The sequence below is a fragment of the Pseudomonas sp. PB106 genome (assembly GCF_009764645.1).
In the GTDB taxonomy this organism is placed as follows: domain Bacteria; phylum Pseudomonadota; class Gammaproteobacteria; order Pseudomonadales; family Pseudomonadaceae; genus Aquipseudomonas.
In genome coordinates, this window is sequence record NZ_RWIM01000119.1 from 59,875 (window position 1) to 83,001 (window position 23,127).

Consider the following 23,127-nt stretch of genomic DNA (forward strand, 5'->3'; position numbering starts at 1 on the left):
ATTTTTTATGACGGTGTTCCCCCGCTATTCAGGGGATCCGCCGCACTTATGGATTGACGCTGTCTTTCAACGATTTGCCTGGCTTGAACGCAACAGTGTTGCTGGCCTTGATTTTCACCGGCTCGCCGGTTTGCGGGTTTTTGCCGGTGCGGGCGCCGCGATGGCGTTGCAGGAAGGTGCCGAAGCCTACCAGCGTGACGCTGTCCTTGCGGTGCAGAGCGCCGGTGATTTCTTCGAGAACGGCGTTGAGTACGCGGTTGGCCTGTTCTTTGGTCAGATCTGCTTTTTCAGCGATTGCAGCGGCGAGTTCTGGTTTACGCATTAGTGAAGCCCCTTTGACGGTTTTTTGTTGTTATGTCCGTGCTGTTCTCGTTGGAACAGCGCCCAAGGCGCCGCAGGCTCTACTCTGCGGCAGACGGGAGTGAGAATGGCACGCGGACAAGGCCTGCGCCAGTCTCACTACGACCTTTGTGGGGGCAAACGCGGGGTGATTCCGACAGAACGACCGGTATTTACGCCAGCAGGGCCGGAAGCTGTTTGTTCAGCGCGAGTTTTTCCATGACGGCAGCACCGGTCAGCGCATAGCCGAGCAACTGACCGTCGGCGCTGTGGCACAGGGCTTTGATATCGGCGCCCTGCCCTTCAACGCTCCAAACGCCTTCGCTACCGCGTGGCGGCGGCGAAACCACCAACGGGCAAACCGGGGTTTTCACAGTGATCGGCATCGGGCCGTAGCTGACGGCAGTAGGGTTTCCGGCGAGGGTTTGTGCCAGCGCTCGCGCACAGCTCATGAGGGGCATCACGTACAGCAAATTCAGCCCATCGACTTCGGCGCAGTCACCCAACGCATAGATATTGGCGTGGGAAGTCTTCAGATGGCGATCCACCACGACGCCGCGATTGACCTGCACGCCCGCAGCGGCCGCCAGATCAATACGTGGACGCAGGCCAATCGCCGACACCACCACGTCGCACGGGATGACCTGACCGTTGGACAGGTGCGCTTCCAGACCGTCAGCGACTTTTTGCAGGCGAGTCAGCACCGGACCGAGATGGAATTTCGCCCCGAGGCTCTCCAGCCCGGCCTGCACGGCTGCGGCAGCCGCCGGGTGCAGCAGGGTCGGCATGACTTGTTCGCACGGTGCCACTAGTTGCACTTCGTAGCCACCGAGGATCAAGTCGTTGGCGAATTCGCAGCCGATCAGGCCAGCGCCCAGCAATAGCACGCGGCGTTTGCCGGCCGCTGCCGCACGGAAACGCGCGTAGTCTTCGAGATCGTTGATCGGGAACACCAGATCGGCGCCATCGCCTTCGATCGGCACGCGCACGGTTTCCGCGCCCCAGGCGAGAATCAGGTCGCGATAGCTCACAGCTTCTTCACCAATCCACAGACGCTTGTGACCGGCATCGATGCCGCTGATGCGCGTGTGGGTGCGCACTTCGGCCTTCAACTGCTCGGCCATGGCGCCGGGTTCGGCCATGCTCAGGCCATCCGCGTCCTTGTTCTTGCCGAAACCGGTAGACAGCATCGGCTTGGAGTAAGAGCGCCCGTCATCGGCGGTGATCAACAACAGCGGGGTTTCGCTATCAAGTTTGCGAAACTCGCGGGCCAGGTTATAGCCCGCCAGGCCAGTGCCAACGATGACGACAGGTGCGCTCATGCTTACTCCCAGAATTTGCTTAGTTGATTTCGATCATTTCGAAGTCCATCTTGCCGACGCCGCAGTCCGGGCATAGCCAGTCTTCCGGCACGTCCTGCCACAGGGTGCCCGGCGCAATGCCGTCATCCGGCCAGCCGTCGGCTTCGTTGTAGATCAGGCCACAGACCACACATTGCCACTTTTTCATTCAGGTACTTCCTCAGGGTTCAGGCTCATTGCTGGCGCGGATAGTCGATGGTTGTTGCGCTGCCATCCGGCTCAGGGCGTTTTGTACTGATGGAGCCGGGCAGATGCAAGCCTGTTCGGCGCAATGGCGTTCCGGATCAATCAATATCGGCGCCCGCCATGTTAAGCTCGCCGCCTCATTTGCGGCCAATAATGACTCATTGTGCAACAGACAAATTCCTCCCCGGCCCCGTTCTGGCTGCCCCAAAGCCAACTGACGCCCCTCCCTGATTCGTTGACGCTGGACTGGCTGTTCGACGAAGGCTCCCTGACCCGCCGACTCACCCGTTTATCCAATGATGGCTTCAGCGTGACGCCGCTGTTTGAAGGCTGGGACACCTTGCGCGCCGACGAATGCGCCGCGCTGGATCTGGCTGAAGGCAGCGAGGGCTGGGTGCGCGAAGTGTATTTGCACGGCCACGGTGAAGCTTGGGTCTTCGCCCGCAGCGTGGCCTCGCGCGCCGCCCTGCAGGGTGATGGTTTGCACATGGACGAACTGGGCAGTCGCTCGCTGGGCGAACTGCTGTTTTGTGATAAGGCGTTCCAGCGCCGCGCTATCGAGGTTTGCCATTACCCTGAAGCATGGCTGCCGCAAGCCGTCAAAGCGTCCGGTTTGTGGGGGCGTCGCTCCCGCTTCGACCGAGGTGCGTTGAGCGTACTGGTCGCGGAAATATTCCTGCCGAGCCTGTGGAGCGCCGCCGGCGCCCATCCGGAGAACTGCTGATGTATCAGAGCCTGCTCAAGTCCCTGAACCGTTTGAACCCGCGCGCGTGGGACTTCATTCAGTTGACCCGGATGGACAAGCCCATCGGTATTTATCTGCTGCTGTGGCCGACGCTGTGGGCGTTGTGGATTGCCGGCAAAGGCTCGCCGTCGTTGGCGAATGTGGTGATTTTCGTCCTCGGCGTGATCCTGACCCGTGCCGGTGGTTGCGTGATCAACGACTGGGCGGATCGCAAGGTCGACGGCCACGTCAAACGCACCGCGCAACGGCCACTGGCCGCTGGCAGAATCAGTTCGAAAGAGGCGCTGGTGTTCTTCGCGCTGTTGATGGGCGTGAGTTTCCTGCTGGTGCTGTGCACCAATGCGCCGACCATTTGGTTGTCGCTGGGCGGTCTGGCGCTGGCATTCACCTATCCGTTCATGAAGCGCTACACCTATTACCCGCAAGTGGTGCTGGGTGCGGCGTTCTCGTGGGGCATGCCGATGGCGTTCACTGCCGAGACCGGTGAGCTGCCGGCGGCGGCGTGGCTGCTGTGGATTGCCAACCTGTTGTGGACGGTGGGTTACGACACCTATTACGCGATGACCGACCGCGATGACGATCTGAAGATTGGCGTGAAGTCGACGGCGATTCTGTTCGGCGAAGCGGATCGGGTGATCATCCTGAGTTTGCAGGCGCTGTCGCTGGGCTGTCTGTTGCTGGCGGGGTCGAAGTTCGAGTTGGGGACGTGGTTCCATCTCGGCTTGCTGGTCGCAGCTGGGTGCTATGCCTGGGAGTTCTGGTACACGCGAGATCGCGACCGGATGCGCTGCTTCAAGGCGTTTTTGCACAACCACTGGGCCGGGTTGGCGATTTTCGTCGGGATCGTGCTGGATTACGCATTGCGCTAAGCGCAAATCAATGTAGGAGTGAGCCTGCTCGCGATAGCGGTGTATCAGCTAGCGAAAATGCCGACTGATACACCGCTATCGCGAGCAGGCTCACTCCTACAAGGGACCGCGTTTACTTGGCTTTGGCGACTTTCCAGGCGCCGTCCATTTTGCCTTCACCGGTCATGTCACCGGCCTTCTTGTCCATCACGAAGGTGTACAGCGGCATGCCTTGGTAGGCCCACTGCATCTTGCCATCGTCGCGTTTGATGACAGTCCAGTCACCCATCGACTTGTCCCCCGCCGTCGCCATCAACGGCGGCCAGTTGGTAGCGCATTTGTCGTTGCACATCGACTTGCCACCCGCATCCTTGGCGAAGGTGTACAGGGTCATGCCGTGGTGGTCCGTGAACATCCCGTCTTTTTCCATCGCAGGATCAGCAGCCAGTGCAAATCCAGGCAGAGTCAGGGCGGCAGCCATCAGCAGTGCTTTAAAGGAAACAGTCATTTGAGTCATGGAAACCTTCTTTTGTGGTTGTCAGGATTCGGACTTAGAGCTTAGTTCAGGATTTGCACAATCGCTGCCGGACGAAAATACTGTCACACGACTGCAATAATTCCGTTATCTAATGCGGCGCAAGACAGTTAAATGACAAGAGGATTAAGGCATGGTTGGCAGGAGCATTCTGATCGTCGACGACGAAGCGCCCATTCGCGAAATGATCGCCGTTGCGTTGGAAATGGCCGGCTATGACTGCCTCGAGGCAGAGAACTCGCAGCAGGCACACGCCATCATCGTTGACCGCAAGCCGGACCTGATCCTGCTCGACTGGATGCTGCCCGGCACTTCGGGTATCGAGCTGGCCCGTCGTCTGAAGCGCGATGAGCTGACCGGGGACATCCCGATCATCATGCTCACCGCCAAGGGCGAAGAGGACAACAAGATCCAGGGTCTTGAAGTCGGTGCCGACGACTACATCACCAAACCGTTTTCCCCACGCGAACTGGTCGCCCGCCTCAAAGCCGTGCTGCGCCGCGCCGGCCCGACCGACGGCGAAGCGCCGATCGAAGTCGGTGGCCTGCTGCTCGACCCGATCAGCCACCGCGTGACCATCGACGGCAAACCCGCCGAGATGGGCCCGACCGAATACCGTCTGCTGCAATTTTTCATGACCCACCAGGAACGCGCTTACACCCGTGGCCAGTTGCTGGATCAGGTCTGGGGCGGCAACGTCTACGTTGAAGAGCGCACCGTCGACGTGCACATCCGCCGCCTGCGCAAGGCCCTCGGCGACGCCTACGAAAATCTGGTACAAACCGTGCGCGGCACCGGCTACCGGTTCTCCACCAAGGCCTGACCCGACCGCCAGACTCGCAGACAAGGACCGTATTTCCCGTGAATCAAAACTGGCATGGCACCCTGATTCGCCACATGCTGTTGCTGGTCACCGCTTGCCTGGTGATCGGCCTGATCAGCGGCTATTACGGCTGGAGCCTTGCGGCGGGTCTGGGGATTTATCTGGCCTGGACGCTCAAGCAATTGCTGCGCCTGCACGAATGGCTGCGCCAGCACCAACCCGACGAAGCGCCGCCCGATGGCTATGGCTTGTGGGGCGAAGTGTTCGACAGCATCTACCACCTGCAACGCCGCGACCAACGCGTGCGCGGACGCCTGCAAGCGGTGATCGACCGGGTGCAGGAGTCCACCGCGGCGCTGAAAGACGCAGTGATCATGCTCGACAGCGACGGCAACCTGGAATGGTGGAACCGCGCCGCTGAAACCCTGCTCGGCCTCAAGACCCCACAGGACAGTGGCCAACCGGTGACCAACCTGGTGCGCCATCCGCGCTTCAAGGAGTATTTCGAGCAGGACAGCTACGCCGAGCCGCTGGAAATCCCCTCGCCAACCAACGATCGCGTACGCATTCAGCTGTACCTGACCCGTTACGGCAACAACGAACACTTGATGCTGGTGCGCGACGTCACGCGCATCCATCAATTGGAACAGATGCGCAAAGACTTCATCGCCAACGTCTCCCACGAACTGCGCACACCGCTGACGGTGATCTGCGGCTATCTGGAAACCCTGCTAGACAACGTCGAAGAGGTTAATCCGCGCTGGAGCCGTGCCCTGCAGCAGATGCAACAACAGGGCGGGCGCATGCAGACGCTGCTCAACGATTTGTTGTTGCTGGCCAAACTGGAAGCCACCGATTACCCGTCGGACAACCAGCCGGTGCAGGTCGACACGCTGCTGCAATCGATCAAAAGCGATGCGCAGCAATTGTCCGGCACGAAGAACCAGCGCATCAGCCTCGAAGCCGACGCGAGCATTCTGCTCAAGGGCAGCGAAGCGGAATTGCGCAGCGCGTTCTCCAATCTGGTGTTCAACGCGGTGAAGTACACCCCGGCCGAGGGCAACATCCGCATTCGCTGGTGGGGCGACGATCAGGGCGCGCACCTGAGCGTGCAGGATTCCGGGATCGGCATCGACAGCAAACACCTGCCGCGCCTGACCGAACGCTTCTACCGCGTCGACTCCAGTCGCAACTCGAACACCGGTGGCACCGGCCTTGGCCTGGCCATCGTCAAGCACGTATTGCTGCGCCATCGCGCACGCATGGAGATCAGCAGCGTGCCCGGCCATGGCAGCACCTTCACCTGCCATTTCGCCCCGGCACAAGTGGCCAGTGCACGGACGATCAGCGCCGCTGAGTAATCTCGCACTAGGCAATCGCCAGGTCAGCCGCTACATTGGCTGACTTGTGCCTGCCTTTCAGGCGCGACCTTTACCTCTCTTGAATCACACGGAACCCGCAAAACTCCATCATGGACCCTTCCCCTGGCTTGTCCCTCGCAACAATATTCGCCGATTTCGGCATGATTCTTTTTGCTCTGATCCTGGTTTTGCTCAACGGCTTTTTCGTTGCGGCGGAATTCGCCATGGTCAAACTGCGCTCGACCCGCGTCGAGGCCATCGCTGAACAGAACGGCTGGCGCGGGCATATCCTGCGCACCGTGCACAGTCAGCTCGATGCGTACCTCTCGGCGTGTCAGCTCGGTATCACCCTCGCCTCCCTCGGCCTCGGCTGGGTCGGTGAACCGGCGTTCGCGCACATTCTCGAGCCGCTGCTGAGCGCGGTCGGCGTGCAGTCGCCGGAAATCGTCAAGGGTGTGTCGTTCTTCACCGCGTTCTTCATCATTTCCTACCTGCACATTGTGGTCGGCGAGCTGGCCCCGAAATCCTGGGCGATCCGCAAACCCGAGCTGCTGTCGCTGTGGACGGCGGTGCCGCTGTACCTGTTCTACTGGGCGATGTACCCGGCGATCTACCTGCTCAACGCCAGCGCCAACGCGATTCTGCGGATCGCCGGCCAGGGCGAACCCGGCCCGCACCACGAACACCATTACAGCCGCGAAGAACTGAAACTGATCCTGCACTCCAGCCGTGGCCAGGATCCGAGCGATCAGGGCATGCGCGTTCTGGCGTCGGCGGTGGAAATGGGCGAGCTGGAAGTGGTCGACTGGGCCAACTCCCGCGAAGACCTGATCACGCTGGAATTCAACGCGCCGCTGAAAGAAATCCTGGCGATGTTCCGTCGCCACAAGTTCAGCCGTTATCCGGTGTACGACAGCGAGCGCCAGGAATTCGTCGGCCTGCTGCACATCAAGGATCTGCTGCTGGAACTGGCGGCGCTGGATCACATTCCCGAGTCGTTCAACCTGGCTGAACTGACCCGTCCGCTGGAGCGCGTGTCGCGCCATATGCCGCTGTCGCAGTTGCTGGAGCAGTTCCGTAAGGGCGGCTCGCACTTCGCTGTGGTCGAGGAGGCTGACGGCAACATCATCGGCTACCTGACCATGGAAGACGTACTGGAAGTGCTGGTCGGCGATATTCAGGACGAACACCGCAAGGCTGAGCGCGGGATCCTCGCCTATCAGCCGGGCAAGCTCCTGGTGCGTGGCGACACGCCGCTGTTCAAGGTTGAACGCCTGCTGGGCATCGACCTCGACCACATCGAAGCGGAAACCCTCGCCGGGCTGATCTACGAAACCCTGAAACGGGTGCCGGAAGAGGAAGAAGTGCTGGAAGTCGAAGGTCTGCGCATCATCATCAAGAAGATGAAAGGGCCGAAGATTGTGCTGGCGAAGGTGTTGATGCTGGATTAATGGCTAGGCGGGAAACTGCATTGCCTGCTTAAAAGATCGCAGCCTTCGGCAGCTCCTACAGGGATCGCATTCCAAATGTAGGAGCTGCCGCAGGCTGCGATCTTTTGCTTTTAAGGTTCACTGTTTGCCCAACGCAAAGTTGGGCAACGCCCCCAGCGGCTGTACGAACTGATACGGGATCGACACCAGCCCCTCCCCCGTATTGCGCTGCACCACAAAGTGCAGGTGCGGGCCGCTGCTGTTGCCGGTGTTACCCGATAGCGCCAACGGACTGCCCACCGCCACCCGTTGACCTTCGCGTACGCTCACCGAGCCTTGCTTGAGGTGCAGGTACACGCCCATCGTGCCGTCGTCATGCAGCACCCGCACAAAATTGCCGGACGCATCCGAACCGCGCCCACTCTGTGAATTCTCGGTTTTCACCACCACCCCCGCTCGCGCAGCAATGATCGGCGTGCCCACCGGCATGGCGATGTCCATGGCATAGCGATTCTTCGGCCCATAGTGGCTGTATTGGCCGTTGGCGCCCTGACTCAGACGGAACGGCCCGCCACGCCACGGCAGCGGATAGCGATAGCCCTGCGCGATGCCAGCGGGGTCGCCGAGGGAATAGTGAAATTGTGGCGTGTACACCAATGGCTGCTTGCCGGACACCGCCGTCAGCAACGCCAACCGTGTATTGCTGCGCGCGGGCAGCACCCGGTGAATGGTTTGCGCCGGCGCGCCGCGCACATTGCTCAGGCCGGTGAATGCCAGAGCGATTTTGACCGGCGCATACAGATCGTTGCGCACGAACACCACGTCGGTGCCCTTCTGCTTTTTGATATCGAGGTACACCTGGCGCTCCAGGCGTTCGACCATGCGGTCCTGAAAGACGAACACCTGCGCGCCTTTGCTCGGCCGGTCACTGTACGACACCACGCCGTTGGCATCGGTGGATTTGTAAATAGTCATGGCCACAGCCGAGGTGCAGGCCATGAACAGACCACAGAAAAACAGCAGGCGCGCGAGCATGGGCAAGAGTCTGTCGAAAGGGAGGCCTGGAAAAGAGCCTAGCAGGTGAAGCAGACCAGGCTAGTCGACAGATGTTTCAATTTGCCCAGCGCACAAAGCAAAAGATCGCAGCCTTCGGCAGCTCCTACAGAGAAATGCATTCCAATGTAGGAGCTGCCGCAGGCTGCGATCTTTTCACAGACGCCGATCAAGCGCCCGGAACGAAGTGCTTCTGCGCCGTGCCGCGAGCGATCAGGCGGGAGATGTAGTCGAGTTTCTGCGCGTCCTGATCGACAAAGCGGAAGGTCAGTTGCAGCCAGTCGCTGTCGGCTTTCTGCTCATGCGCAACGATGGCATGCAGGTAACCGTTGAGACGGGCAATTTCGGCGTTGTCGCCCTGCTCCAGGTCGAGCACGGCGCTGTCGAGGATCTGCGGCAGGGTCTCGGTGCGTTTGATCACCAGCAGCGCTTCCTTGATGCTCAGCGCTTTGATTACGCATTGCTGGTTGCCGCTCGGCAGACGCAATTGACCCTGACCACGACCACCGGCCGGCGCTTTCGACGCGGCTGGGGCTTGAACCGGTGGGCTGTTGAGCAAACCACGGGACGGCGCAGCGGCTGGCGCAGGTGCGGCAGCGGCGGGTTTGGCAAACGGGTTCACCGCAGCAGCAGGGGCGCCACCAACGACGGCGGGCTTGCCACCCGTCAACGCGCTCAGGGAATCGTTGCCGAACGCCGAGTTCATTTTGGTCGGCGCGCTGTTCATCAGGGTGTCGAGCTTGCCGACCTTGTTCAGCGCCTGCTTGACCTTGGTCAGCAGTTGCTCGTTGGTGAACGGCTTGCTGACGTAGCCGGAAACGCCGGCCTGAATCGCCTGTACGACGTTTTCTTTATCGCCACGGCTGGTGACCATGACGAATGGCATGGTCTTGAGGTTGTCTTGCTCGCGGCACCAGGTCAGCAGTTCAAGACCGGACATTTCCGGCATTTCCCAATCGCACAGGACCAGGTCGAACGCCTCTCTGGCCAGCATGGCCTGGGCCTTTTTGCCGTTGATGGCGTCCTCGGTGCGGATCCCCGGGAAGTAATTACGCAGGCACTTTTTCACCAGGTCACGAATGAACGAAGCATCGTCCACGACCAACACACTGATCTTGCTCATCCAACACCCCTATTAAAATCCCGGCAAGCATAACGCTGGCTGATGGCACATTGCCAAAACTCTTCAGTCACGCCGGGACTTTTCGTTCGCGGGTGCTGCTTTTTAATTCGATCTGCCTTGTGAAAAGCAGAAACAAAAACGCCCGGCCAAAGGGCCGGGCGCTTTTCTCAGGCAATCTTACTTATCGTCAGCATCGCCCGGAACATTAGCGGTTTCGCCGCTTGTGCCTTCAACTTCTTCTTTCATGCGCTTGAGGCCCATGTGGCGCACGTCGGTGCCGCGCACCAGATAGATGACCAATTCGGAGATGTTGCGCGCGTGGTCACCAATCCGCTCCAGCGAACGCAGCACCCAGATGATGCTCAAGACCCGCGAGATAGAGCGCGGGTCTTCCATCATGTAGGTCGCCAGCTCACGCAGCGCGGTCTTGTATTCGCGGTCGATGATCTTGTCGTACTGCGCCACCGACAACGCCAGGTCGGCGTCGAAACGGGCAAACGCGTCCAGCGCATCGCGAACCATGTTGCGCACCTGATCGCCAATGTGACGAACCTCGACGTAACCGCGCGGCGCTTCGCCTTCTTCGCACAGCTGAATGGCGCGGCGGGCGATCTTGGTCGCTTCGTCGCCAATACGCTCCAGGTCGATCACCGACTTGGAGATGCTGATGATCAAACGCAGGTCGGACGCCGCCGGCTGACGACGGGCGAGAATGCGCAGGCATTCTTCGTCGATGTTGCGTTCCATCTGGTTGATCTGGTCATCGATCTCGCGCACCTGCTGAGCCAGACCGGAATCGGCCTCGATCAGCGCGGTCACGGCGTCGTTGACCTGCTTCTCCACCAGCCCGCCCATGGCCAGGAGGTGGCTGCGCACTTCCTCAAGCTCGGCGTTGAACTGCGCGGAAATGTGATGAGTAAGGCCTTCTTTAGAAATCATTGTTCGCTCCGCGAAAGTTGCAAGCTTCAAGCTGCAAGCTTCAAGCAGTTATGTATAAGTCCTGATATCGCACGCTTCTTTCTTGCCGCTCGCAGCTTGAAGCTCGCGGCTGTACGGTTAACCGTATCGACCGGTGATGTAGTCTTCGGTCTGCTTCTTCGCCGGATTGGTGAACAGGGTATCGGTGTCGCCGAATTCCACCAGTTTGCCCATGTACATGAACGCCGTGTAGTCGGACACCCGCGCGGCCTGCTGCATGTTGTGCGTAACGATGACGATGGTGAACTTGGATTTCAGCTCGTAGATCAGCTCTTCGACTTTCAACGTCGAGATCGGGTCGAGGGCCGAGCACGGTTCGTCGAGCAGCAGCACTTCCGGCTCAACCGCGATGGTGCGAGCGATCACCAGACGCTGTTGCTGACCACCGGAAAGACCCAGTGCCGACTCGTGCAGACGGTCTTTGACCTCGTCCCACAGCGCCGCGCCTTTCAACGCCCACTCGACCGCTTCGTCGAGGATGCGCTTTTTGTTGATGCCCTGGATGCGCAGGCCATAGACCACGTTTTCGTAGATGGTCTTCGGGAACGGGTTGGGCTTCTGGAACACCATGCCGACGCGACGACGCAGTTCGGCAACGTCTTCGCCCTTGCGATAGATGTTGTTGCCGTACAGGTTGATCGCGCCTTCTACGCGGCAGCCGTCAACCAGGTCGTTCATGCGGTTGAAGGTGCGCAGCAGCGTCGATTTACCGCAGCCGGACGGGCCGATGAACGCGGTTACGCGCTGCTTCGGGATGTTCATGCTGACGTCGAACAGCGCTTGTTTCTCGCCGTAGTACAGGCTCAGGCCCGGTACTTCGATGGCCACGGTTTCCTGCTCGAGATTCAGGCTCTGCTTGTCGCGGCCCAGGGCGGACATGTTGATGCCGTGGGTATGTGTTTCGTGCTGCATGGGAGGCTCCCTGTGCTAACAAAATTCGGTTTGTTGAACCGCTGGCCAAACCAGCGGGTAACGCAAATTCAGTTTTCGTCGCGGTCCCTGTGGGAGCTGGCTTGCCAGCGATGGCATCACTGCGGTGTAACTGAAACACCGCGTCGTCTGCATCGCTGGCAAGCCAGCTCCCACAGGGTTTGTGTTAACTGTCCAAAGCTTTGTATTTTTCGCGCAGGTGATTACGGATATACACCGCCGACAGGTTCAACGTGGCGATCACCAGCACCAGCAACAGCGCTGTGGCGTACACCAGCGGGCGGGCCGCTTCGACGTTCGGGCTCTGGAAGCCGACGTCATAAATGTGGAAGCCCAAGTGCATGATCTTCTGGTCCAGGTGCAGGTACGGGTAGTTGCCGTCCACCGGCAGCGACGGCGCCAGTTTCACCACACCCACCAGCATCAGCGGCGCCACTTCACCAGCAGCACGGGCCACGGCGAGGATCATGCCGGTCATCATTGCCGGGCTGGCCATCGGGATCACGATTTTCCACAAGGTTTCAGCCTTGGTCGCGCCGAGGGCCAACGAGCCCTCACGCACGGTGCGCGGAATACGTGCCAGACCTTCTTCAGTCGCAACGATCACCACCGGCACCGCCAGCAGCGCCAGGGTCAGCGACGCCCAGAGCAGACCCGGGGTACCGAAGGTCGGAGCCGGCAGCGCTTCCGGGAAGAACAAGCGGTCAACGGAACCACCCAGTACGTAAACAAAGAAGCCCAGACCGAACACGCCGTAAACGATCGCCGGTACGCCGGCGAGGTTGTTCACCGCGATACGGATGATCCGCGTCAGGGTGTTCTGCTTGGCGTATTCACGCAGGTACACCGCTGCCAGCACGCCGAACGGGGTGACGATCATCGCCATGATCAACGTCATCATCACGGTGCCGAAGATCGCCGGGAAGATTCCGCCTTCAGTGTTCGCTTCACGCGGGTCGTCCGAAAGGAATTCCCAGATCTTGCTGAAGTAGAAACCGACTTTGGTGAAGGTGCTCATCGCGTTCGGCTGGTAGGCGTGAACCACTTTGCCCAGACCGATTTCGATTTCTTTGCCGTTGGCGTCGCGAGCGGTCAACGCGTCGCGGTTGAACTGCGCATGCAGATCGGCCAGACGTGCTTCGATGTCCTGATAACGCGCGTTCAGCTCGGCGCGCTCGGATTCCATGTCCGCTTGCGCGGTGGCGTCGAGCTTGCCTTCCAGTTCCAGCTTGCGACTGTGCAGACGGATGCGCTCCAGGCCTGCGTTGATCGCACCGATGTCAGTCTTTTCCAGCGACTTCAGTTGTGACGCCAGACCGTTTACCCGGTTGATCCGCGCTTGCAGCTCAGGCCAGGCAGCTTCGCCCTCGGCGATAACCTTGCCGTCCTGTTTGACGTTGACCAGGTAGCCGTAGAAGTTGCCCCACTCGCGACGCTCAATCGCCATCAACTCGGGTGGCGTGGTCTGGTTGGTCAGCCACTCGCCGACGATCCAGGTGAAGTCATTGCCGTTCAAATCGCGGTTGCCGACCTTGATCAGCTCGCGGGTCATGAATTCCGGGCCGACGTCAGGCACCGGCAAACCGGCGCTCTTCAGACGGGCACGGGGCACCTCTTCCTTCTGTACCACTTCACCGATGACCAGGTGATTGGCCTGACCCGGTACGTCGTAATTGGCGTGGACCAGGTCCGCCGGCCAGAAGTGACCCAGACCGCGCACGGCAATCACGGCCAGCAGGCCAATGGTCATGATGACCGCGATGGACACCGCGCCACCGCTGATCCAGACGCCCGGGGCGCCGCTCTTGAACCATCCTTTCAGGGAGTTCTGTTTCACAGACTTCTACCTTTGCTTAAAGCGACGAGTATTTCTTGCGCAGACGCTGACGAATCAGTTCTGCCAGGGTGTTCATGACGAAGGTGAACAACAGCAGCACCAGCGCCGAGAGGAACAGCACGCGGTAGTGGCTGCCGCCGACTTCCGACTCGGGCATTTCCACCGCGACGTTGGCGGCCAGGGTGCGCAGGCCTTCGAACAGGTTCATTTCCATGACCGGGGTGTTACCGGTGGCCATCAGCACGATCATGGTTTCGCCGACCGCACGGCCCATGCCGATCATCAGCGCCGAGAAGATGCCCGGGCTGGCAGTCAGGATGACCACGCGAGTCATGGTCTGCCACGGTGTGGCACCGAGCGCCAGCGAGCCGAGGGTCAGGCCACGCGGCACGCTGAACACGGCGTCTTCAGCGATCGAGTAGATGTTCGGGATCACCGCGAAGCCCATGGCCAGACCGACCACCAATGCGTTGCGCTGGTCATAGGTGATGCCCAGGTCGTGGGAGATCCACATGCGCATGTCGCCGCCGAAGAACCAGTTCTCCATGAACGGGCTCATGTACAGCGACAGCCAGCCCACGAACAGAATCACCGGAATCAGCAGCGCACTTTCCCAACCGTCCGGGACTTTCAGGCGGATCGATTCAGGCAAGCGGCTGAAGGTGAAACCGGCGACCAGAATGCCGATCGGCAACAGCATCAGCAGGCTGAAAATGCCCGGCAAATGCCCTTCTACATACGGCGCGAGGAACAGGCCGGCGAAGAAACCGAGGATCACCGTCGGCATCGCTTCCATCAGCTCGATCACCGGTTTGACCTTGCGGCGCATGCCCGGGGCCATGAAGTACGCGGTGTAGATTGCAGCGGCAACGGCCAGTGGCGCGGCCAGCAGCATCGCGTAGAACGCGGCTTTCAGGGTGCCGAAGGTCAGCGGCGAGAGGCTCAGTTTCGGTTCGAAATCGGTGTTGGCTGCAGTCGATTGCCAGACGTATTTAGGCTCGTCGTAGTTCTCGTACCAGACCTTGCTCCACAGCGCGCTCCAGGAAACTTCCGGGTGCGGGTTGTCGAGCAGCAGCGGTTGCAGCTTGCCGCCGGCTTCGACGATCACGCGGTTGGCGCGCGGCGATAGACCGAATACGCCTTGGCCATCGACCACTTGATCAACCAGCAGTGTGCGGTGCGCGGTGCTGTGGAACACGCCAAGCTTGCCGCTGGCATCCAGAGCGAGGAAGCCTTTGCGACGTTCTTCAGCGGTGATTTCAACAATTGGCGTGGTGCCCATCTGGAAGGTGCGGATCTGCTTCAGACGCTGCTCGCCATCGGTGTCGCGGGCCATGAACCACTGGGCCAGACCACCTTTGGAGTCACCGACGATCAGCGAGATACCACCGACCAGTTGCGTAGTGGCAGTGACTTCGGCGTCAGCGTTTTCCAGCAGTTTGTAGCGACCGTTGAGGCTCTTGTCGCGCAGGCTGAACACGTCGGCCTGGGCACGACCGTTGACCACGTACAGCCACTGCTGACGCGGGTCGACGAAGATGTTTTTTACCGACTCGGTCATCTGCGGCAGATCGATACGCTTCTGCTCGTTGGTGACTTCGCCGGTCATCATGTTTTCTTCGCTGGTCAGCGACAGCACATTGAGTTGCGAACCGGTCGAACCCACCAGCATCAGCGTCGTGTCGGTGGCATTCAGGCTGACGTGTTCCAGCGCACCGCCGGCTTCGTTGAGCGCGATCGGCGCCTCGCCGTACGGATACTCGATGGCCGGGCTGATGGTTTTCTTGCCATCGGGGTAGCTGACTTTATAGGTGTGACGGAACACCAGCGCCTGACCGTTGGAAAGGCCCACGGCCACCAGTGGTTGGCCCGGCTGGTCTTCACCAATCGAGGTCACGGTTGTACCGGCAGGCACCGGCAGATCGACGCGCTTCAGTTCAGCGCCACTGTCGATATCGAAGAACAATGCCTGGCCCTTGTCGGAAACGCGCATGGCCACCTGATTCTGCTCTTCGAGCGAAATCATCAGCGGCTTGCCGGCGTCCTGCATCCAGGCTGGGGTGATCGAATCTTTCGCGGTCAGGTCGGCACCCTGGAACAGCGGCGCAACCACGTAGGCGAGGAAGAAGAAGATCAGGGTGATGGCTGCCAGCACCGCGAGACCGCCAACGAGGACGTACCAGCGGGTGAAGCGATCCTTGAGCGCGCGAATGCGGCGCTTGCGTTGCAGCTCAGGCGTATTGAAATCAATGCGCTTGGGAGGATTAGTAGTCATGTGGGAATTGGCCAGATCATTCATGCGCTCACCCTAGCGATCCTGTATGACAGAAAGATGACAATGCAGTGACGCAGCAAATCCACCGCCAGCGGGACTGGCAGAGGATCAAAAATTTGAGGTGTGGAAAAGGCCGGCCTGCAAGCAGATCCGGCCTTTTACCTGAGTCCGGCGGGGTTCACCCCGGACTCAATTTGTTACTTCTTTGCGACTTCAGCGCCGCCTTCTTGCAGACCCAGGTCAGCCAGTGCTTTTGCAGCAACCTTGGCTGGCAGTGGGATGTAGCCGTCTTTCACCACAACTTCCTGGCCCTGTTTCGACAGCACCAGCTTCACGAACTCAGCTTCCAGCGGCGCCAGAGGCTTGTTCGGAGCTTTGTTGACGTAAACGTAGAGGAAGCGCGACAGCGGATACTTGCCGTTCAGGGCGTTTTCTTCGGTGTCTTCGATGAAGTCAGTGCCGCCCTTCTTGGCCAGAGCCACTGTTTTCACGCTAGCGGTCTTGTAACCGATGCCCGAGTAACCGATGCCGTTCAGCGAGGAGCTGATCGACTGCACAACCGACGCCGAACCTGGTTGTTCGTTGACGTTTGGCTTGTAGTCGCCTTTGCACAGGGCTTCTTCTTTGAAGTAGCCGTAGGTGCCGGATACCGAGTTACGACCAAACAGCTGAACCGGCTTGTTGGCCAGGTCACCGGTCACGCCCAGGTCGCCCCAGGTTTTAACGTCGGCTTTGGCGCCGCACAGACGGGTCGACGAGAAGATCGCATCAACCTGTTCCATGGTCAGGTGCTGGATCGGGTTGTCCTTGTGCACGAACACAGCCAGGGCATCCACAGCAACCGGGATTGCGGTTGGCTTGTAGCCGTACTTCTGCTCGAAAGCAGCCAGTTCGGTGTCCTTCATCTTGCGGCTCATCGGGCCCAGGTTGGAGGTGCCTTCAGTCAGCGCAGGTGGCGCAGTGGCGGAGCCAGCGGCCTGAATCTGGATGTTGACGTTCGGGTATTCTTTTTTGTAGTTCTCAGCCCACAGGGTCATGAGGTTGGCCAGGGTATCGGAGCCGACGCTGGACAGGTTGCCCGACACACCAGTGGTCTTGGTGTAGCTCGGGATAGCAGGGTCAACAGCGGCAACCGCGTTGGCAGTCGCAACGCCAGCAGCGACAAAAGTCATTGCCGCCATCAAACGCTTCAGTTTCATGCCTTACTCCTAGCAGATAGGGGGTGTTAAGTCGGGGCCAAGTATCAGCAGGCCGTGTGAACACTCTATGGCTGAAATATGACAATTGGATGAAAGGCCAGCATGTCGCGACAGATCGTTCCCACGCTCTGCGTGGGAACGCCGCCATGGACGCTCTGCGTCCGAATTTGAGAGGTGACGCGGAGCGTCACAGGATGCATTCCCATGCGGAGCGTGGGAACGATCAGGCGAAAGAGAAAATCAGCGCCCCTTCTTCCAAAGCCACGCCCCCACCAGAATCCCCATCGTGCACAGCACCGCCACGTAGTAGGCAGGCCCCATCGCACTTTCTTTCAGCAGCAAACTGACCACCATCGGCGTCAAACCACCAAAGATCGCGTAAGCCACGTTGTACGAGAACGACAACCCGCTGAAGCGCACCACCGGTGGAAACGCTTTGACCATCACGTATGGCACCGCGCCGATGGTGCCGACCAGAAAACCGGTCAGCGCATACAGCGGGAACAGCCAGTTCGGGTGATCGGCGAGGCTGTGATAGAACGTCCACGAGCTGGCCAGCAAGCCCAGGCAACCGAACACAAACACGCGACCGGCGCCAAAGCGATCCGCCAGTGCGCCGGAAATGATGCAGCCGATGCTCAGGAACACGATCGCCAGACTGTTCGATTGCAGCGACTCGGTCGGCGTGAAGTGATAGACCGTTTGCAGCACGGTCGGGGTCATCAGGATAACCACGACGATGCCAGCGGAAAGCAGCCAGGTCAGCAGCATCGAGATAGCGATGGCGCCGCGATGATCACGCAGCACCGCACGCAGTGGCACTTCTTCGGCCAGCGCCTTGCGCAGTTGCAGCTCGGCGAACACCGGGGTTTCGTGCAGCCAGCGGCGCAGGTACACCGAGAACAGGCCGAACACGCCGCCGAGCAGGAACGGGATCCGCCAAGCGTAATCGGAGACTTCGGCAGGCGTATAAATGCTGTTGATCGCGGTGGCGACCAGCGAGCCGAGCAGAATGCCAGCGGTCAGACCACTTGTTAGGGTACCGCAGGCGTAACCCATGTGCTTTTGCGGAACGTGTTCGGAAACGAAGACCCAAGCCCCCGGTACTTCACCGCCAATCGCTGCGCCCTGGATCACGCGCATCAGTAGCAGCAGGATCGGCGCCCACATGCCGATCTGCGCGTACGTTGGCAGCAGGCCCATGATCAGGGTCGGCACGGCCATCATGAAAATGCTCAGGGTGAACATCTTCTTGCGGCCCAGCAGGTCGCCGAAGTGCGCCATGACGATGCCGCCCAACGGCCGCGCGAGGTAGCCGGCGGCGAAGATGCCGAAGGTCTGCATCAGGCGCAGCCACTCGGGCATGTCGGCCGGGAAGAACAACTTGCCGACCACGGTAGCGAAGAAGACGAAGATGATGAAATCGTAGAATTCCAGCGCGCCGCCAAGGGCGGACAGCGACAGAGTCTTGTAGTCATTGCGGGTCAACGGTCGTGCGGGTTGCTCGGGCTGCGCGAGGCTCGAAGGCGCTGTGGTCATGGCAAGGGCTTCTCTTATAGTCGGATCTGCCGCCACAACAACGCTGGCGGTGGCTTGGGCAGGTTCGGCACCATAGCAAATTGTTCGAAAAAGCACATAGAGGCGCGTATTTGACGGTCGAAATGAGAACCGGATGGTCGTCGCGGAGTCTACCGACCGATATACTCGCAACCTGCTCCGGTTTGTAGGGGGTTGCTGTGCGAAAACGTCGTTGGCCCGGCCTTTGCTCGGGATTAGCCGGTTTCGCAGAGTTTCTCCTTTAGGCGCCTTATGGAAAACGTGACGAACGTAGTATGTTCGGTGCTGAATCGTTTTTCCTGAAGACGGCTACCACCAGCAATACCAACAAGAGTCACGGGTCAGAGGCACCCCCGGCATGATAGAGCTCGAACAAGAAGATCCGATCCCGCAAGGCGACCTGGCCCTGCAAATCACTGCACTTCCGCGTGAAACCAACGGCTTTGGCGATATTTTCGGCGGCTGGCTGGTGGCGCAGATGGATTTGGCCGGCACTGCAATGGCCAGCCGTGTCGCTGGCGGCCGCGTCGCTACCGTGGCCATCGACCGCATGGCGTTTCTCGTGCCTGTGGCTGTCGGCGCGCAATTGTCCTTTTATACCCAGACCCTGGAAATCGGCCGCAGCTCGATTCAGATGATGGTCGAAGTGTGGAGCGACGATCCGCTGTCCAGCGAGTGGCGTAAAGTGACCGAAGCGGTTTTTGTCTTCGTCGCCATCGACGGCAGCGGCCGCACTCGCTCGGTTCCGCCACGCGCGCGTTAAACCTCGCGGCCGTTTTGCGGTCGATAATCGTCCCAAGTGTCTGATCGAGAGCTGTCCCATGAACACGCCCAACGTTGAAGCGGTGAAACTGGATGAACTGAACTGCTGGCGCATTCGCCACGGTCAGGCCGAAGTGCTGGTGGCCCAGCAAGGCGCGCACATCCTCAGTTATCAGATCGATGGCCAGCCGCCGATCATCTGGCTCAACGACAAGGCCGATTTCAAGACAGGCAAGAGCATCCGCGCCGGTGTGCCGGTGTGCTGGCCGTGGTTCGGCAAGTTCGAACGCAACCCGCAGAGCGTGCAGGCCATGTACACCGGTGCACAACCGGCACCCGCGCACGGTCTGGTGCGGGCGATGGATTGGGAGCTGGGCGGCATCGAATCAGAAGCTGACGGCATCAAGGTCGAATTCAAGCTGCCCTACCCCGAAGAAGGCCTGCCGGACTGGCCGCATCAGGTCGATCTGACCCTGACCCTGCATTTGTCCGAGCAACTGAGCTTCAGCCTGACCAGCCATAACCGTAGCTCTGACACCGTCAGCCTGAGTCAGGCGCTGCACACTTATTACGCTGTCAGTGATGTGCGCAATGTGCAGGTCGATGGCGTGGACGGCTTGAATTACATCGAGACGCTGGATGATTGGAAAACCCACAGTCAGCAAGGTGATCTGCAGTTTGCCGGTGAGACCGACCGCATCTACCTCGACGCGCCGCCTCAATTGAGCATTGTCGATCCGGCCTGGGAACGGCGCATTGTGCTGACTGCCACCGGTTCGCGTACGGCAGTGATCTGGAACCCGTGGATTGATCGCGCAGCAGCGTTGGCGGATATGGATAACGATGGCTGGCAACGCATGCTGTGCATCGAGACGGCGAACGTGATGGATGACGTGGTCAATCTTGCACCGGGTGCTATCCACACCATGGGCGTCAGTGTCGCCAGTAAACCGCTTTAAGCACACCGCAAAACCAATTGTAGGAGTGAGCCTGCTCGCGATAGCGGTTTGTCAGATCCATTAAATTGGCTGACACGACGCTATCGCGAGCAGGCTCACTCCTACAGTAGTTGTGTGGTGGCCGTTAGAGATCAGATTCCTGCACCACCCGCACTTTGTCCGCTTCCAGCGCATACGCTGCGTCAGCCAGGTCATTGCTGACCTTCTCGACTTTCAGCGTGCCGGTTACCCACAGCGGCGTGTAGATGTCATCCAGCTTCAAACCCTTCGGATAACGCACCAGCACCAGTTGATTCGGTGGCGGTGGCGGCACGTGGATGCAGGCGCCCGGATACGGCACGAGGAAGAACAGCGTACTGCGGCCCTTGGCGTCAGACTCCAGCGGCACCGGATAACCACCGATGCGGATGTGTTTATCGTTCATCGAAGCTACGGTTTTGGTCGAATACATCACCGCCGGCAGACCTTTGGCCTGCTTCATCCCGCCCTTCTCGGTGAAGGTGCCGGTGGCTTCCGGGGAGTTGTGGTCGATTTCAGGCATGGCCTCGAGGGCCTTTTGATCCGACTTGGGCATCAGTTCGAGCCAGTCGGTTTCCGGCAGTTCGCCGGCGTGGGCCAAACCGCTGCCCAGGAAAAGGAGAGTCAACAGAAGACGGCGCATGAAGGTGCTCGGTATAGAAAGGAAGGAACAGTGAATCGCCGAGCATTCTAGCCCTCCCGGCCACTTTGGCAGAGAGGGCTTTGTCGCTTTGGATCAGTTCTTTTTGATCAGGCCGTAGATCACCAGCAACACGATTGCGCCAACCAGTGCGCCGATGAAACCTGCGCCCTCGCCCGCGTGATAGATGCCCAGAGCCTGGCCGCCGTAAGTGGCCGCCAGCGAACCGCCGATACCGAGCAGGATGGTCATGATCCAGCCCATGCTGTCGTCGCCCGGTTTCAGGAACCGAGCCAGCAGGCCGACGATCAAGCCGATAAAGATGGTTCCGATAATTCCCATGGCAATTCCCTCTCAAAGATAGATATGCGAAGCCTAGTCAGACTTTGGCATCCTGCCATGAGAGAACGGCGGCCCCTGAATGGTTCCGCCGCTGCCACATGAAACTGCCGTTACTCGGCGATCAGTGCTTCGACCTTGACGATCTGCGCCTGCAGCGTGGCCATGTCGGCGCAGCGCAGGTTGGCGTGACCGACCTTGCGCCCGGCCTTGAAGGCTTTGCCGTAGTGATGCAGATGGCAATCTTCGATGGCGATGACCTTCTCAACCGGCGGTACAACGCCGATGAAGTTGAGCATCGCGCTCTCGCCGACCTTGGCCGTCGACCCCAGCGGCAGGCCGGCAACGGCGCGCAAATGGTTTTCGAACTGGCTGCACTCGGCGCCTTCGGTGGTCCAGTGCCCGGAGTTGTGCACACGCGGGGCGATTTCGTTGGCTTTCAAGCCACCGTCGACTTCAAAGAACTCGAACGCCATGACGCCAACGTAGTCGAGTTGCTTGAGCACACGGCTCGAGTAATCTTCGGCCAGCGCCTGCAACGGGTGATCGGTACTGGCCACCGACAGCTTGAGAATGCCGCTGTCGTGGGTGTTGTGCACCAGCGGATAGAACCTGGTTTCACCATCGCGAGCACGCACGGCGATCAGCGAGACTTCACCGGTGAACGGCACAAAGCCTTCCAGCAGGCAGGAGACGCTGCCCAGTTCGGCGAAGGTGCCAACCACATCTTCCGGCTTGCGCAGGACTTTCTGGCCTTTGCCGTCATAACCCAGGGTGCGGGTTTTCAGCACGGCTGGCAGACCGATCGAAGCCACGGCAGCATCCAGATCGGCTTGCGATTGAATGTCGGCGAAGGCCGGAGTCGGGATGCCCAGATCCTTGAACATGCTCTTTTCGAACCAGCGGTCGCGAGCGATGCGCAGGGCTTCGGCGCTCGGGTAGACCGGGACGAATTGCGAGAGGAATGCCACGGTTTCAGCTGGGACGCTTTCGAATTCGAAGGTCACCAGATCGACTTCATCGGCGAGTTGGCGCAGATGATCCTGATCGCCGTAATCGGCCCGCAGGTGTTCGCCGAGCGCGGCCGCACAGGCGTCCGGCGCAGGGTCGAGGAAAGCGAAGTTCATGCCCAGCGGAGTGCCCGCCAGGGCCAACATGCGACCCAACTGGCCGCCACCGATTACACCGATCTTCATCTCAACAACCTCAGGCAATACGTGGGTCTGGATTGTCCAGGACGCTGTCTGTCTGCTCGGCACGGAAGGTTTTCAGTACCGCGTGGAACTGCGGATGCTTGGCGCCGAGGATGCTCGCCGAGAGCAGGGCTGCGTTGATCGCGCCGGCCTTGCCGATGGCCAGGGTGGCGACCGGAATGCCTGCAGGCATCTGCACGATCGACAGCAGCGAGTCGACGCCCGAGAGCATGGCCGACTGCACCGGCACGCCCAGCACCGGCAGGTGGGTCTTGGCCGCGCACATGCCTGGCAAGTGGGCTGCGCCACCGGCACCGGCGATAATCACCTCGATGCCGCGGCTTTCAGCCTCTTCGGCGTACTGGAACAGCAGATCCGGGGTGCGGTGGGCAGAAACCACCTTGACCTCGTACGGGATGCCGAGCTTTTCCAGCATATCGGCGGTGTGGCTAAGGGTGGACCAATCGGACTTGGAGCCCATGATCACGCCAACCAGTGCACTCATCGTCGCGCCTCTTCTCTCTGGAGCGCCCGCAGGCGCGTCATAAAACAACAAGCCACGCAGGTTGCGTGGCTTGATTGTACGAAAAATGGCCGGTCGTGCCGGCCGAAGGCCGCGCAGTATACCGCAAAGAA

At 60.0% G+C, this 23,127-nt stretch carries 23 protein-coding genes; 7 read left to right on the forward strand and 16 right to left on the reverse strand.

All coding sequences use genetic code 11. The annotated features are described in order from the left end of the window. Window positions 1–46: 46 nt before the first annotated feature. The 3 genes from EJA71_RS16105 to EJA71_RS16115 all read right to left on the reverse strand — a co-directional run bounded on the left by EJA71_RS16105 (window position 47) and on the right by EJA71_RS16115 (window position 1,848). Window positions 47–322, reverse strand: a complete 276-nt coding sequence (locus EJA71_RS16105) for an HU family DNA-binding protein (RefSeq protein WP_003213368.1) — start codon at window positions 320–322, stop codon at window positions 47–49. Window positions 323–512: 190 nt separating this feature from the next. Continuing rightward, window positions 513–1,661 carry an NAD(P)/FAD-dependent oxidoreductase gene (locus EJA71_RS16110; protein WP_158958396.1) on the reverse strand — a complete coding sequence of 383 codons (1,149 nt, stop codon included), beginning with the start codon at window positions 1,659–1,661 and terminating at the stop codon, window positions 513–515. 19 nt (window positions 1,662–1,680) lie between these two features. After that, a complete protein-coding gene (locus tag EJA71_RS16115; protein WP_007954349.1) occupies window positions 1,681–1,848 on the reverse strand; it encodes a rubredoxin in 168 nt (55 codons plus the stop codon). Between the two features lie 201 nt (window positions 1,849–2,049). On the opposite strand from EJA71_RS16115, the gene EJA71_RS16120 reads away from it, so the two are divergent. Together EJA71_RS16120 and ubiA are read left to right on the forward strand one after the other, a co-directional pair. After that, complete coding sequence (locus tag EJA71_RS16120; protein WP_158958398.1) at window positions 2,050–2,610, forward strand: chorismate lyase; 561 nt, start codon at window positions 2,050–2,052, stop codon at window positions 2,608–2,610. Further along, window positions 2,610–3,500, forward strand: coding sequence for a 4-hydroxybenzoate octaprenyltransferase (gene ubiA / locus EJA71_RS16125; RefSeq protein ID WP_158958400.1), 891 nt, complete (start codon window positions 2,610–2,612; stop codon window positions 3,498–3,500). Before EJA71_RS16120 ends, ubiA begins: the two co-directional genes overlap by 1 nt. 112 nt (window positions 3,501–3,612) lie before the next feature. Here ubiA and EJA71_RS16130 read toward each other — a convergent pair whose 3' ends face one another. After that, window positions 3,613–3,996, reverse strand: a complete 384-nt coding sequence (locus EJA71_RS16130; RefSeq protein WP_158958402.1) for a hypothetical protein — start codon at window positions 3,994–3,996, stop codon at window positions 3,613–3,615. 151 nt (window positions 3,997–4,147) lie between these two features. On the opposite strand from EJA71_RS16130, the gene phoB reads away from it, so the two are divergent. From phoB to EJA71_RS16145, 3 genes are all read left to right on the forward strand, one after another. Beyond that, on the forward strand, window positions 4,148–4,837 hold the full coding sequence (gene phoB, locus EJA71_RS16135; RefSeq protein WP_007896474.1) for a phosphate regulon transcriptional regulator PhoB: 690 nt from the start codon (window positions 4,148–4,150) through the stop codon (window positions 4,835–4,837). Window positions 4,838–4,911: 74 nt separating this feature from the next. Further along, window positions 4,912–6,198: a phosphate regulon sensor histidine kinase PhoR gene (phoR, locus tag EJA71_RS16140; protein WP_256671761.1), complete on the forward strand. Its 1,287-nt coding sequence runs from the start codon at window positions 4,912–4,914 to the stop codon at window positions 6,196–6,198. A gap of 110 nt (window positions 6,199–6,308) precedes the next feature. Continuing rightward, a complete protein-coding gene (locus EJA71_RS16145) occupies window positions 6,309–7,649 on the forward strand; it encodes a hemolysin family protein (RefSeq protein ID WP_158958406.1) in 1,341 nt (446 codons plus the stop codon). Window positions 7,650–7,766: 117 nt separating this feature from the next. On the opposite strand, the gene EJA71_RS16150 is transcribed toward EJA71_RS16145, so the two are convergent. The 8 genes from EJA71_RS16150 to EJA71_RS16185 form a co-directional block, all read right to left on the reverse strand. Continuing rightward, window positions 7,767–8,663 carry a M23 family metallopeptidase gene (locus tag EJA71_RS16150; RefSeq protein WP_158958408.1) on the reverse strand — a complete coding sequence of 299 codons (897 nt, stop codon included), beginning with the start codon at window positions 8,661–8,663 and terminating at the stop codon, window positions 7,767–7,769. A 187-nt stretch (window positions 8,664–8,850) separates the two neighbouring features. Further along, window positions 8,851–9,804 (reverse strand): response regulator, encoded by a 954-nt coding sequence (locus tag EJA71_RS16155; RefSeq protein WP_158958410.1) that lies wholly within the window; start codon window positions 9,802–9,804, stop codon window positions 8,851–8,853. A gap of 177 nt (window positions 9,805–9,981) precedes the next feature. Then, entirely contained in the window at window positions 9,982–10,743 is a 762-nt protein-coding gene (gene phoU, locus EJA71_RS16160) for a phosphate signaling complex protein PhoU (RefSeq protein WP_007954334.1), read from the reverse strand. Between the two features lie 117 nt (window positions 10,744–10,860). After that, window positions 10,861–11,694 carry a phosphate ABC transporter ATP-binding protein PstB gene (gene pstB, locus EJA71_RS16165; RefSeq protein ID WP_042561817.1) on the reverse strand — a complete coding sequence of 278 codons (834 nt, stop codon included), beginning with the start codon at window positions 11,692–11,694 and terminating at the stop codon, window positions 10,861–10,863. Window positions 11,695–11,878: 184 nt separating this feature from the next. Next, the gene (pstA, locus tag EJA71_RS16170; protein ID WP_158958412.1) at window positions 11,879–13,549 is read right to left on the reverse strand and encodes a phosphate ABC transporter permease PstA; all 1,671 of its coding nucleotides are present in this window, start codon (window positions 13,547–13,549) and stop codon (window positions 11,879–11,881) included. A 16-nt stretch (window positions 13,550–13,565) separates the two neighbouring features. Then, the gene (locus EJA71_RS16175) at window positions 13,566–15,599 is read right to left on the reverse strand and encodes an ABC transporter permease subunit (protein ID WP_178113709.1); all 2,034 of its coding nucleotides are present in this window, start codon (window positions 15,597–15,599) and stop codon (window positions 13,566–13,568) included. Window positions 15,600–16,021: 422 nt separating this feature from the next. Beyond that, a complete protein-coding gene (locus EJA71_RS16180; RefSeq protein ID WP_123454734.1) occupies window positions 16,022–17,023 on the reverse strand; it encodes a phosphate ABC transporter substrate-binding protein PstS in 1,002 nt (333 codons plus the stop codon). A 240-nt stretch (window positions 17,024–17,263) separates the two neighbouring features. Further along, window positions 17,264–18,562 carry an MFS transporter gene (locus EJA71_RS16185; RefSeq protein WP_158958416.1) on the reverse strand — a complete coding sequence of 433 codons (1,299 nt, stop codon included), beginning with the start codon at window positions 18,560–18,562 and terminating at the stop codon, window positions 17,264–17,266. Window positions 18,563–18,938: 376 nt separating this feature from the next. Between EJA71_RS16185 and EJA71_RS16190 the strand changes: the two genes are divergently transcribed. Continuing rightward, window positions 18,939–19,343 (forward strand): acyl-CoA thioesterase, encoded by a 405-nt coding sequence (locus EJA71_RS16190; protein WP_003229628.1) that lies wholly within the window; start codon window positions 18,939–18,941, stop codon window positions 19,341–19,343. A gap of 58 nt (window positions 19,344–19,401) precedes the next feature. Beyond that, window positions 19,402–20,301 (forward strand): D-hexose-6-phosphate mutarotase, encoded by a 900-nt coding sequence (locus EJA71_RS16195; protein ID WP_158958418.1) that lies wholly within the window; start codon window positions 19,402–19,404, stop codon window positions 20,299–20,301. 124 nt (window positions 20,302–20,425) lie between these two features. Here EJA71_RS16195 and EJA71_RS16200 read toward each other — a convergent pair whose 3' ends face one another. From EJA71_RS16200 to purE, 4 genes are all read right to left on the reverse strand, one after another. Further along, window positions 20,426–20,962: a DUF3299 domain-containing protein gene (locus EJA71_RS16200; RefSeq protein WP_007920225.1), complete on the reverse strand. Its 537-nt coding sequence runs from the start codon at window positions 20,960–20,962 to the stop codon at window positions 20,426–20,428. Between the two features lie 93 nt (window positions 20,963–21,055). Next, entirely contained in the window at window positions 21,056–21,301 is a 246-nt protein-coding gene (locus EJA71_RS16205; protein ID WP_007920223.1) for a GlsB/YeaQ/YmgE family stress response membrane protein, read from the reverse strand. A gap of 110 nt (window positions 21,302–21,411) precedes the next feature. Continuing rightward, entirely contained in the window at window positions 21,412–22,494 is a 1,083-nt protein-coding gene (locus EJA71_RS16210; protein ID WP_158958421.1) for a 5-(carboxyamino)imidazole ribonucleotide synthase, read from the reverse strand. Between the two features lie 10 nt (window positions 22,495–22,504). Further along, complete coding sequence (gene purE, locus EJA71_RS16215) at window positions 22,505–22,996, reverse strand: 5-(carboxyamino)imidazole ribonucleotide mutase (protein ID WP_007920220.1); 492 nt, start codon at window positions 22,994–22,996, stop codon at window positions 22,505–22,507. Window positions 22,997–23,127 lie beyond the last annotated feature (131 nt).